The sequence below is a fragment of the Cellulomonas soli genome, from assembly GCF_052036975.1.
In the GTDB taxonomy this organism is placed as follows: Bacteria; Actinomycetota; Actinomycetes; order Actinomycetales; family Cellulomonadaceae; genus Cellulomonas; species Cellulomonas soli_A.
On the sequence record NZ_JBQIAR010000009.1, the window covers coordinates 25,707 to 37,523 of the forward strand.

The window sequence follows — 11,817 nt, forward strand, 5'->3', positions numbered from 1 at the left end:
CGACCGCCGACCCGGACCGCTCAGTGCCCTGCCGCGTGCCAGCTCTCGCCGACACCGACCGAGACGTCGAGCGGCACGTCGAAGCCCCCGGGGACCGCATCGCCCGCGGCACCCATCTGCGTGCGGACCAGGTCCTCGACCTCGTCGCGCTCCCCCGCCGCGACCTCGAGCACGAGCTCGTCGTGCACCTGCAGCAGCAGGCGGGAGCGCAGCCCGCGGGCCGTCAGCTCGCGGTCGACGCCGAGCATGGCGACCTTGATGAGGTCGGCGGCACTGCCCTGGATCGGGGCGTTGAGCGCCATCCGCTCGGCGACCTCACGTCGCTGCCGGTTGTCGCTGGACAGGTCGGGCAGGTAGCGGCGGCGGCCGAGGATCGTGGCTGTCCACCCGGTCGCCCGCGCGGTGTCCACCACACCCGTCAGGTAGTCGCGCACCCCGCCGAACCGCTCGAAGTAGTCGGCCATGAGCGCCGACGCCTCACCGACCTCGACCGAGAGCTGCTGCGAGAGCCCGTACGACGACAACCCGTACGCCAGGCCGTAGCTCATCGCCTTGATCTTCGAGCGCATCGCCGGGGTCACCTGGTCGGTCGGCACGCCGAACACCCGCGACCCGACATAGCTGTGCAGGTCCTCCCCGGAACGGAACGCGGCGATGAGGCCCTCGTCACCGGACAGGTGGGCCATGATGCGCATCTCGATCTGCGAGTAGTCCGCGGTGAGCAGCGTCTCGTGCTCCGTACCCACGACGAACGCCCGCCGGATCTGCCGACCGGCCTCGGTGCGGATGGGGATGTTCTGCAGGTTCGGCTCGGTCGAGGACAGCCGCCCGGTGGCGGCAATGGTCTGCTGGAACGTGGTGTGGATGCGCCCGTCGGCGGCCACCGACCGCAGCAGCCCCTCGACGGTCTGCCGCAGGCGGATCGCGTCACGGTGCGCCAGCAGGTGCTCCAGGAACGGGTGCTGCGTGCGGGCGAACAGGTCGGTCAGCGCCGCGGCGTCGGTGGTGTAGCCGGTCTTGATCTTCTTCGTCTTGGGCATGCCCAGCTGGTCGAAGAGGACCTCCTGCAGCTGCTTGGGCGAGCCGAGGTTCACCTCGCGCCCGATCACCGCGTACGCCTCGGCGGCGGCGTTCTGCACCGCGGAGTCGAAGGAGCGTTCCAGGCCGGACAGGTACTCGACGTCGATCGCGATGCCCGTGCGCTCCATGCGCGCCAGCACGTCCACGAGCGGCAGCTCGAGCCCGTCGAGCAGCCCCGCCGCACCACGGTCCCTGAGCTCGCCGGTGAGCACCTCGGCCAGGTCGCGCACGGTCGCAGCCCGCTCGGCAGCCCGCTGCGACTCGTCGGACCCGCCGAGCTCGAGGTCCAGAGAGCCTTGCGCCGCCGACGCGTCGTCCGCACCGAGCTCGCGGTGCAGGTACCCGATGGCCAGGTCGGCCAGGTCGTAGGCGCGGCGGTCAGGCTGGCACAGGTACGCGGCGAGCTCGGTGTCGAACGTGACGCCCGCCAGAGGCAGCCCCCGACCGGCCAGCGCATGCCAGGCGACCTTCGCCGCGTGCACGGCCTTGGGTGCGGCAGGGTCGGCCAACCAGGCCGCGAGCGCGAGCTCGTCGGCGCTGCCCAGGTCGACCAGGTCGAGCACCACGGCATGGCGCTCGTCGTCCGCGAGTGCAACCCCCCACGCGTCGCCACCTGCGGGTGAGCCCGAGCCGCGCACGTCGAGACCCAGGCGGACGCCGGCGTGGGCACCGAGCCAGGCGGCCAGTCCCCCGGCAGGCAGGTCGTCGACCTGGAGCGGGATGGACGGGGCGAGGGGTGCACCGTCCTCGCCGTCGTCGGGCAGCATCGCGAAGAGCCGGTCGCGCAGCGTGCGGAACTCGAGCTCGTCGAGCAGCGCGTGCAGGGCGGGGCGGTCCCACGGGCGCACGTCCAGGTCGGCGGGCCCGAGCGGCAGGTCGAGGTCGTCGACGAGGTGGTTGAGCCGCCGGTTCATCGCGACCTGCTCGAGGTGCGCGCGCAGCGACTCGCCGGCCTTGCCGGGGACGGAGGCGGCGGAGGCCAGCACGCCGTCGAGGCCGTCGTAGGCGGTGATCCACTTCGCGGCAGTCTTGGGGCCGACGCCGGGCACGCCGGGCAGGTTGTCGCTGGACTCGCCGACCAGTGCGGCCAGGTCCGGGTAGCGGTGGGGCGGTACGCCGTACTTGGCCTCGACCGCGGCGGGGGTCATGCGTGCGAGCTCGGAGACGCCCTTGACGGGGTACAGCACGGTGACGTCGTCGTTGACGAGCTGCAGGGCGTCGCGGTCGCCGGTGCAGACGAGCACCTCCATGCCTTGCGCGCGCGCCTGGGCGGCGAGCGTGGCCAGGATGTCGTCGGCCTCGAAGTTGGGCTTGTCCAGGACGGCGACGTGCATGGTCTCCAGCAGCTGCCGGATGATCGGGACCTGCCCCTTGAAGGGCTCGGGTGAGGCGTCGCGGGTGCCCTTGTACTGCGGGTACTGCTCGGTCCGGAACGTGGTGCGGCCCAGGTCGAAGGCCACGGCGACGTGGGTGGGTGCCTCGTCGCGCAGCAGGTTGGCGAGCATCGACGTGAAGCCGAAGACGGCGTTGGTCGGTTGCCCGGTGGAGCTGGCGAACTTCTCGACCGGGAGGGCGAAGTAGGCCCGGTAGGCCATCGAGTGGCCGTCCACCAGCAGCAGCCTCGGGCGGGTCGTGGGGGTGCCGGCTGGCAGCGCGTCGCTCACGGGTGCCAACCTATCGGGCATGACCGACACCCCCGCACGCGCGCAGCAGGACCCTGAGCCGGTCGCCGGAGTCCCGGCCGGCATCCCGGGCACGGACGGGACGTTGCTGGAGCGGATGGGGATCACGCTGGTGGAGGTGGGCGCCCAGCGCACGGTGGCGACCATGCCGGTAGCAGGCAACACCCAGCCGTTCGGGGTGCTGCACGGCGGCGCGTCGGCGGTGCTGGCCGAGACGGTGGGCTCGTACGCGGCGCAGGCGCATGCCGGTCCGGGCCGGGTGGCGTTGGGGATCGAGCTGAACGCCTCGCACCACCGTGCCGTGCGCGAGGGTGTGGTGACGGGGACGGCGACGGCCCTGCACCTGGGGTCGAGCCTGGCGAGCTACCAGGTGGTGGTGGAGGACTCGACCGGTCGGGCGGTCTGCACCGCGAGGCTGACCTGCATGCTGGTGGACGCGCGCACCTGAGCGACAGGGCCGGTCGAGGTCGGCAGGCCTGCCGCACGTGCCTGGCGGCGGCGGGCGATGAGGTCCTCGAGCCCGCGAGCGGCACGTCGCCCTGCGGCTCCGGCACCTTCCGGTGAGAGGCGCCGCTGCAGGGCACTGGTGCTCACCACGCGGTGCGCGGCGACCGGCGCGAACCCCAGCCGGGCCAGGAACCGGTGCATGCCGCGGGCGCCGGGCAGCGGGGCTGCGTAGACCTCGGTCGCCCCGGCCTCGCCGGCGACCTCGAGCGCCCCGCTGAGCAGCGCGTGGCCGAGACCGCGTCGCCGTGCGTCCGGGACGACGTACACGGCTTCGAGGTTGAGGCTGGTGACGTCGGTGAAGGGTCCGGGGCCGACGAGCCGGCCGATGAGCAGACCTGCGGGCTCCTCGTCGAGCCGGGCGAGCAGCACCTGTCCCCCGGGGGCAGCGAGCAGGGCGCCGATCTGCCCGCGCAGGCGCGGGGCGTCGTCCGTGCACAGCTGCGCGCCGACGGCCGACTCCTGCCGGGCGGCCAGGCACAGGTCGACCAGGTCGTCCAGGTCCTCGGGACGGGCGGGGCGCACTTCGACACCAGGTCGCACGGCTGACTGGCCTCCAGACGGACGGACGGTAGGGATCCGATGGTCAGGCGACGCCTCTGCCCTGCGGCGGTGCCGACGACGATCATGTCTCACCCGGGTCGCTGCTGCCTAGTCCTGCACGCCAACGGTCCGCGACCTGGTCATCGTGGATGGAGAACGCTCACACGACGGGCGCCCCCGGGCTGCCCGTCACCCGCGCTCCTGGGGCCCGTGCGAGCCGGACCACGCCGCGCACATGGTCGTAATCAACAGGACACAAAGCGTCCCTATGGTCCTCACACCCGGCGGGCGTCGCCCGTCCGGCGAGCGTCGTCGACCACCGACGGGCGCGGTTCCCGACTGACGGACGGAGGTCCCAGGTGCGATCTGTCGCCACCCTGGACCGCACGACCCCCCGGCGCCGCCGCGCGGTCCTGGCGGCAGCCGGTGCGCTGCTGGCAGCCGTGTGCGCGCTGACGGTCCTGCTCGCACCCCCGGCGCACGCCGCAGCCACGACCGGTTGCACGGCGGACGCCTCGACGGGCTGCATCAACGGCACGGTGCGGACGTCCGCCGGCGAACCCGCCGCGGGCGTGCGTCTCGGCATCGTCGGTGCCGGAACCAGCACCGAGGCCACGACCGGGGCTGACGGACGCTGGGCGGCGGCGGTGACCACCGCGGGTGAGTACACCGTGACGCTCGACGTGGCGACGCTGCCCGCGGGCGAGCAGCTGCGTGACCCGGCGGCCAACCCACGCACGGTCGCGGTGACCCTCGGGGCGTCCTCCGGGGCGTTGTTCCCCCTCGGCGCACCCACGCAGGACACCACCGCGCCGTCCCCTGACGCGACCGACGACGCGACGGGCAGCCCGTCGGACGCGGAGCAGGGCAGCTCTGCGGGCTCCGGCGGCTCGGTGTCGTGGACGCGGGTCTGGCAGCAGGCGTCCAACGGTCTGGTCTTCGGGGTGCTGCTCGCACTGGCCTCCGTGGGTCTGTCCCTGATCTACGGCACGACGGGCCTGAGCAACTTCGCGCACGGCGAGCAGGTGACCCTCGGCGGGATCCTGGCGTACATCGGCTGCCAGACGCTCGGGCTCCCCCTGCTGGTCTCCGGTGTGCTCGCGGTCGTGCTCGGCGCGGCGAGCGGGTGGTTGCAGGACGCGGGGATGTGGCACCGGCTGCGCAAGCGCCGCGTGGGCGCCACGCAGCAGATGATCGTCACGATCGGTCTGTCGATGGCCCTGCAGTACACGTACCAGTTCTTCTTCGGCGCCGGTGCGCTGCGGATCGTGACCGCGAACCCGGTGACGGTCACGATCGGCCCGATCCGCATCAGCCAGACGTCCCTGTGGTCCTTGCTGATCGCCGTCGTCGTGCTCGCCGGTGTCTCGTACTTCCTGCTGGGTACCCGGGTGGGACGCGCGACACGCGCCGTCTCGGACAACCCGGCCCTGGCCGCGGCCTCCGGCATCAGCGTGGAGGGCATCATCCGGCTCGTGTGGACCGTCGGGGCCGGTCTGGCTGCGCTCGGTGGCGTCCTCATGGGCCTGTACCTGAACGCGACCGGCTGGAACATGGGTGGCGCGCTGCTGCTGCTGATGTTCGCGGCCGTGACGCTCGGTGGCCTGGGCCAGGCATTCGGTGCCCTGGCGGGCTCGATCGTCATCGGCCTGGTCGTCGAGATGTCCAACCTCGTCATCCCCAGCGACATGCGGTACGCCGGTGCGCTGCTCATCCTCATCCTCGTGCTGCTCTTCCGGCCCCAGGGAATCCTGGGCCGGGCGGAGCGGATCGGCTAAGGGAGCGTCATGGACTGGTCCGGCATCCTCACCAACGCCGCGGGCGAGATCTTCGCCCCGACGACCGCCGCCTACGCGCTCGCCGCCGTCGGCCTTAACATCCACTTCGGGCTCACCGGGCTGATGAACATGGGCCAGGCCGGGTTCCTGCTCATCGGCGCCTACGGGTTCGCGATCTCCACCATCGCCGGGTGGCCGCTGTGGGCCGCCGTGCTGGTGGCCATCGCCGCCGCCGTCGTCTTCGCGATCATCCTGGGCATCCCCACGCTGAAGCTGCGCGGCGACTACCTGGCCATCGTGACGATCGCCGCGGCCGAGATCGTGCGTCTGGTCGGCCGTTCGACGGCGCTGACCGAGCTGACGGGCGCTTCCTCGGGCCTGCGCGGCAGCGAGTACAAGGACACGTTCCAGGACCTGTCACCGTTCCCCGACACCACCTGGGCGATCGGACCGTTCGAGTACGCGACGAACATGTCGAACTCCTGGTGGGTGCGTCTGGTCGGCTGGGGGGTGGTCGCGCTGGCGTGCCTGTTCGTCTGGCTGCTGCTGCGCTCACCGTGGGGTCGTGTGCTCAAGGGCATCCGCGAGGACGAGGACGCCGTGCGCTCGCTCGGCAAGAACGTCTACTCCTACAAGATGCAGTCGCTGGTGCTGGGCGGGGTGTTCGGGGCGCTGGCGGGCATCATCTACGTGCTCCCCCGGGCGGTGCAGCCCGACTCCATGGGCAGACCGATGACGTTCTTCATCTGGACGATCCTGCTGCTCGGCGGGGCAGCCACGGTGTTCGGCCCGGTGCTCGGCTCGATCATCTTCTGGGTCGCACTGATGCTCATCAAGTCGGTCCTGCGGGCCGGTGTCCCCGAGTCGATCATGCGCACCGAGCAGATCGAGCAGTTCGGCTGGATCGTCGTGGGCGTCACGCTCATGCTCCTGGTGATCTTCCGACCACAAGGGATCCTCGGCGACAAGAAGGAGCTGGCGATCGATGTCCGCTGAGTCCGCCCCGACGCGTGGCGCCGCCACCACCACCAACGGCCGCGACCTGGTCAAGGCCGACCTGGCGTTCGTCGAGCACCGTCCTGGGGTGCCCAAGCCCGACGCGATCGTCGTCGCCGACGAGGTCACCCGGCACTTCGGCGGCATGACGGCCGTCGACGTCGAGCACCTCGAGGTGCAGCGCGGCGCGATCACCGCGCTCATCGGCCCCAACGGTGCCGGCAAGACCACGCTGTTCAACCTGCTGACCGGGTTCGACAAGCCGAGCACCGGGCGGTGGACGTTCGAGGGACGATCACTGTCGGGTGTGCCGGCCGCGCGGGTGGCCCGCTCGGGCATGGTGCGCACGTTCCAGCTGACCAAGGCGCTGAGCCGGATGACGGTCATCGAGAACATGCGCCTGGGGGCCACCGACCAGCCCGGGGAGAACCTCGTCAAGGCGCTCGTGCCACCGCTGTGGCGCGCACGCGAACGCGAGATCACCGAGCAGGCCGAGGAGCTGCTGGTCCGGTTCAAGCTGGACGCCAAGCGGGACGACTACGCCGGCAGCCTGTCCGGCGGTCAGCGCAAGCTGCTCGAGATGGCCCGCGCGCTCATGAGCAAGCCGACCATGGTCATGCTCGACGAGCCCATGGCCGGCGTGAACCCCGCCCTCACGCAGTCGCTGCTCGGGCACATCCAGGCCCTGCGCGACGAGGGCACGACGGTGCTGTTCGTCGAGCACGACATGCACATGGTCCGGCACATCTCCGACTGGGTCGTGGTGATGGCCGAGGGCCGCATCGTGGCCGAGGGGCCACCCGAGTCCGTCATGCAGGACCAGGCCGTGGTCGACGCGTACCTGGGCAAGCACCACGACACCGACCTGGGCGACGACAGCCTCCTCGACGACGAGGTCGCCCAGGACCTGGCCGCCGAGGAGCTGGTCGAGGACGCCGAGCGCGAGGAGAAGCGATGAGCACCACCACCGCAGGCGACGTCGCCGTGCACCGAGGGGCGCCCGCCGGCGACCCGCTGCTGGCGGCCACCGACGTGTACGCCGGGTACCTGCCCGGCGTCGACATCCTCAACGGCTGCAACCTCGTGGTGCACCCCGGTGAGCTGGTGGGGATCATCGGGCCGAACGGCGCCGGCAAGTCCACCCTGCTCAAGGCCCTGTTCGGCCTGGTGAAGATCCGGGCGGGCTCGGTGACCCTCAAGGACGAAGACATCACCAACCACCGCGCGGACTCGTTGGTCCGCCGCGGTGTGGGCTTCGTGCCGCAGACCAACAACGTGTTCCCCTCGTTGAGCATCGAGGAGAACCTGCAGATGGGCATCTTCCAGGCACCCAAGCGGTTCGAGGAGCGGTTCGAGTTCATCGTCGACCTGTTCCCCACGCTCGGGGACCGGCGCAAGCAGCGAGCCGGCTCGCTGTCGGGCGGTGAGCGGCAGATGGTCGCGATGGCCCGCGCGCTCATGATGGACCCGTCGGTGCTGCTGCTCGACGAACCCTCGGCGGGCCTGTCCCCCGTGCGTCAGGACGAGACGTTCATCCGCACCCGCAAGATCAACAAGGCGGGGGTCTCGGTGGTGATCGTCGAGCAGAACGCCCGCCGGGCCCTGCAGATCTGCGACCGGGCGTACGTGCTCGACCAGGGCCGCAACGCGTACTCCGGTCCCGGGCGTGAGCTCATGAACGACCCGAAGGTCATCGAGCTGTACCTGGGCACCCTGGCCGCCGACGTCGAGGCGGCGGCGTCGTCCGCACCCGAGGACCAGCAGGGCTGAACGGGGCCGGACGCGGCCGAGGCGGGGAGAGCACCGAGGTCGGTGCCCTCCCCGTTCCGCTGTCGCCGGATTCGTCCCGCTCTGCCACGATCGGCTCGTGGAGCAGGACACGACGGGGTGGGTCGAGAGCTTCGTCCCGGTCGAGGGTCACCGGGTCTTCTACCGGGAGAGCACGCCGGTGGACGGCGCGCTGCCGATCGTGCACGTGCACGGCTTCGCGATCTCCGGCACCTACATGATGCCCACCGCGCGTCGGCTCTCGGCACGCGCGACCAACCTCGTCCCCGACCTGCCGGGTTACGGCCGCAGCGAGCGGTGGGACCACACCCTGGGCATCCCCGGCCTGGCGCACGCGCTGCTGGCCACGCTCGACGCCCTCGACCTGGACCGGGTCGTCCTCGTCGGCAACTCGATGGGTTGCCCGATCATCCTGGAGGTCGCGCACGACGCACCCGAGAGGGTGGACCGCGTCGTCCTCGTCTCCCCCGCCGGCGGGGCAGCCAACCAGCCGCTGTCGCGCGCCGTGGGTCAGCTGGCGGTCGACGCTCGCCGCGAGGACCGCCGGATGGCACGCATCGCGGTCCCCGACTACCTGCAGTTCGGGCCGGTGAACGCCTGGAACCTGTTCGGCGAGCTCACCCGGTTCCCCTCGCTCGAACGGTTGCTGAAGGTGGCCGTGCCCGCTCTGGCGGTCATCGGGTCCCGAGACCCCCTGATGCCGCCACCCACCCGCGTGCGCGAGGTCGGCCGGATCGCACCGGAGCACGTGACGGTGGCGCTCATCGAGGGAGCGGCGCACGCCCTGAACTTCTCCCACCCCGGTGAGCTGGCGCACGTCATCTCCAGCTGGCTGGACGGGCGCCCGATCCTCGACGACCCGGACGAGCCGGGGTTCACCCGCGTGCTGCAGATCGGCCGCGACTAGCACCAGCGGGTTCGGCGCGGTCGCCGGGCAGTCCCCCGGCGGCACTCCGCGGGCGTGACGAAGGGCCGGCGCGGGTCTCTCCCCGCACCGGCCCCTCGTCAGGAGTGGTGTCCGGTCAGCCGACCGAACCCTCCACGGCCTTCACCCAGACGTTCTTGTTGTCGGCACCGAACTTGTAGACGCCGATGAACGCGGACGACGGGTCGTTGTCGGCGTTGAACGGGCCGATGCCCGCCTGCCCGACGTACTGGATGTCCGAGCCGTCCTCGATCAGGGCGACGCAGTCGGCGAAGGTCGTGCACTCCTCGCCGCCGTCGGCACCCGAGACGGCCGCCATGTTGGCCTGGATCGTCTCACCGTCCGTCGCGCCGCCCTTGACCGCCGCGAGGGCCGCCAGGATCGTCGCGTCGTACGACTCGGGCCCGTAGGCGAAGTCGGTCAGCGACGAGTCGACGCCCTTGAGCCGCTCCTGGAACTCCTCGCTCGGGAACGCACCCGGGATGGTGCCCTGGGCGCCCTCGAGCGTGCCGGCCTCGAAGTCGGCCGAGTAGTCGGCCGTGTTGCCGTCGACCAGGTAGATCGCCGAGGACGGGATGCCCGCCGCGACCAGCTCGGGGATGATCTGCTTGGTCTGCTCGAACGCGATGACCGCGACGGCGTCCGGGTTGGTCGCCACGAGCGCCGTGATGTCGGTGGAGAAGCTGCTGGCGGCCGGGTCGAACTCCTGGCCGGCACCCTCGGCACCGTAGGTCACCGTGGCACCGGTCTCCTCGACGGTCGCCTGGGCGACGTCCCGCAGCGAGGTGCCGTAGTCGTCGTTGAAGACGAGGAAGCCGATGTTGGCGTGGCCGTCACCGGTGATGAGGTTGCCCAGCGCAGCGCCCTGGACGGTGTCCGGCGGGGCGGTGCGGAAGTAGTACGGCGAGTACCCCGACAGCTTCGTGGCCGTGTTGGCCGGCGAGATCTGCACGATGTTCGCGCCCGTGATGTCGTCGATCACGTTGAGCGTCACCGAGGAGGACGCGGCGCCGATGACGACCGAGACGTCCTTCGAGATCAGCTCCGTGGCGGACTGGGTGGCGACCTCGGCGTGGTCGGCGTCCGAGGAGTCGGTGTGCTCGGCGGTGACGTCGGCGCCCAGGACGCCGCCGGCCGCGTTGATCTCCTCGATGGCCAGGTCGACGCCGGCGATCTCGGGCGGGCCGAGGAAGGCGAGCGAACCCGTCTGCGGCAGCAGCGTGCCGATGATCAGCGGGCTCGACTCGGCGGCGCCGTCCGTCGTCTCGTCGTCCGCGGTGCCCGAGCTGCTGCACGCTGCCAGGGCGAGTGCCGCGGCACCTGCCAGGGCAGCAGCCCTCATTGCATGTGTCGAACGCATCATCCGTGGTACCCCTCTGTGAGTACTGCGAGTCCCCGGAACCACAACGAGGGTTCCCAAGTTGGCGCGAACGTACTGAGGCTTTGTGTCCACGATGTGAAGGCCGTTGTATCGCCATGTGTCGTTGCTGACTTGTGACAAACGGAAGGACCCGGCCGCCCGACGAGGGGCGACCGGGTCCGTGACCGGGTCCGTGACAGGGCTGCCGGACGTCAGTCCGACGCGGCACCGACCTGCTCGATGACCGCGTCGGCCACCTCGCGCATCGTCAGGCGACGGTCCATCGACGTCTTCTGGATCCACCGGAACGACTCGGGCTCGCTCAGGCCCATCTTCGTCATGAGCAGACCCTTGGCACGGTCCACCCGCTTGCGCGTCTCGAACCGCTCCGCCAGGTCCGCGACCTCGGACTCCAGCGCGGTGATCTGCGCGTACCGGGAGATCGCGATCTCGACCGCCGGCAGCAGGTCCGCCGGGCTGAACGGCTTGACGACGTAGGCCATGGCGCCCGCGTCACGTGCACGCTCCACCAGCTCGGTCTGGGAGAACGCGGTGAGCAGCACGACCGGCGCCAGGTGCGCCTTGCCGATCCGCTCTGCAGCCGAGATGCCGTCCAGCTCGGGCATCTTGACGTCCATGACCACGACGTCCGGCTTGAGCTGGGTGGCCAGCGCCACCGCCGTCTCACCGTCGCCGGCCTCGCCGACCACGTCGAACCCCGCGTCACGCAGCGTCTCGACGACGTCCATGCGGATCAGAGCCTCGTCCTCGGCGACGATCGCACGGCGGGCCGGGCGACCCGACGGGCTGGGCGCCGCGGCGGCGGGTGCAGTGGTGCTCAGGTCGAGCGCATCGCTCGCCTCGGTCGCGTCAGGGGTCTCGTCAGTGGTCACGGGCATAGCGTAGTCGGCGTCAGGCCGACCGCCGCAGCACCGTCCTGTGACCGGACACACGCCCCACACCGCACGCCCCGACCCCGTCGATGCTGGGCGCCCGAACGGGCTATCCTGCTCTGCGGCCCCGATAGCCCAACCGGCAGAGGCGTTCGGCTCAAACCCGATCCAGTGTGGGTTCGAATCCCACTCGGGGCACCCGTGTGACCTGCAAGAACAGTGGCACCCATCGTTGGCGGCGTCCTGACGCTACCGCCGAGCCGGCGCC

General features: G+C 71.2%; 10 protein-coding genes and 1 tRNA gene. 7 read left to right on the top strand and 4 right to left on the bottom strand.

The features are described from left to right. Positions 1–20 precede the first annotated feature (20 nt). On the bottom strand, positions 21–2,765 hold the full coding sequence (polA, locus tag ACTHAM_RS10880) for a DNA polymerase I (RefSeq protein ID WP_440687271.1): 2,745 nt from the start codon (positions 2,763–2,765) through the stop codon (positions 21–23). Between polA and ACTHAM_RS10885 the strand changes: the two genes are divergently transcribed. Then, positions 2,764–3,210: a PaaI family thioesterase gene (locus ACTHAM_RS10885; RefSeq protein ID WP_440687273.1), complete on the top strand. Its 447-nt coding sequence runs from the start codon at positions 2,764–2,766 to the stop codon at positions 3,208–3,210. The two genes, polA and ACTHAM_RS10885, sit on opposite strands and share 2 nt — an antisense overlap. Here the strand turns inward: ACTHAM_RS10885 and ACTHAM_RS10890 are convergent. Next, positions 3,126–3,791 carry an N-acetyltransferase family protein gene (locus ACTHAM_RS10890; protein ID WP_440687275.1) on the bottom strand — a complete coding sequence of 222 codons (666 nt, stop codon included), beginning with the start codon at positions 3,789–3,791 and terminating at the stop codon, positions 3,126–3,128. The two genes, ACTHAM_RS10885 and ACTHAM_RS10890, sit on opposite strands and share 85 nt — an antisense overlap. Before the next feature lie 377 nt (positions 3,792–4,168). On the opposite strand from ACTHAM_RS10890, the gene ACTHAM_RS10895 reads away from it, so the two are divergent. The 5 genes from ACTHAM_RS10895 to ACTHAM_RS10915 all read left to right on the top strand — a co-directional run bounded on the left by ACTHAM_RS10895 (position 4,169) and on the right by ACTHAM_RS10915 (position 9,278). Continuing rightward, positions 4,169–5,587: a branched-chain amino acid ABC transporter permease gene (locus ACTHAM_RS10895; protein WP_440687277.1), complete on the top strand. Its 1,419-nt coding sequence runs from the start codon at positions 4,169–4,171 to the stop codon at positions 5,585–5,587. 9 nt (positions 5,588–5,596) lie between these two features. Continuing rightward, positions 5,597–6,583, top strand: coding sequence for a branched-chain amino acid ABC transporter permease (locus ACTHAM_RS10900; RefSeq protein ID WP_440687279.1), 987 nt, complete (start codon positions 5,597–5,599; stop codon positions 6,581–6,583). Further along, positions 6,573–7,541, top strand: a complete 969-nt coding sequence (locus ACTHAM_RS10905) for an ABC transporter ATP-binding protein (RefSeq protein WP_440687281.1) — start codon at positions 6,573–6,575, stop codon at positions 7,539–7,541. The genes ACTHAM_RS10900 and ACTHAM_RS10905 overlap by 11 nt, the downstream gene beginning before the upstream one ends. After that, complete coding sequence (locus ACTHAM_RS10910) at positions 7,538–8,353, top strand: ABC transporter ATP-binding protein (protein WP_440687283.1); 816 nt, start codon at positions 7,538–7,540, stop codon at positions 8,351–8,353. Before ACTHAM_RS10905 ends, ACTHAM_RS10910 begins: the two co-directional genes overlap by 4 nt. 97 nt (positions 8,354–8,450) lie before the next feature. After that, positions 8,451–9,278, top strand: a complete 828-nt coding sequence (locus ACTHAM_RS10915; protein ID WP_440687285.1) for an alpha/beta fold hydrolase — start codon at positions 8,451–8,453, stop codon at positions 9,276–9,278. A 115-nt stretch (positions 9,279–9,393) separates the two neighbouring features. Here the strand turns inward: ACTHAM_RS10915 and ACTHAM_RS10920 are convergent, their stop codons facing one another. Both ACTHAM_RS10920 and ACTHAM_RS10925 read right to left on the bottom strand, forming a co-directional pair. Next, entirely contained in the window at positions 9,394–10,659 is a 1,266-nt protein-coding gene (locus ACTHAM_RS10920; protein WP_440687287.1) for an ABC transporter substrate-binding protein, read from the bottom strand. A gap of 209 nt (positions 10,660–10,868) precedes the next feature. Continuing rightward, the gene (locus tag ACTHAM_RS10925) at positions 10,869–11,555 is read right to left on the bottom strand and encodes an ANTAR domain-containing response regulator (protein WP_440687289.1); all 687 of its coding nucleotides are present in this window, start codon (positions 11,553–11,555) and stop codon (positions 10,869–10,871) included. Positions 11,556–11,673: 118 nt separating this feature from the next. On the opposite strand from ACTHAM_RS10925, the gene ACTHAM_RS10930 reads away from it, so the two are divergent. Further along, a tRNA-Leu gene (locus ACTHAM_RS10930) sits at positions 11,674–11,747 on the top strand. The last annotated feature ends 70 nt before the right edge of the window (positions 11,748–11,817 follow it).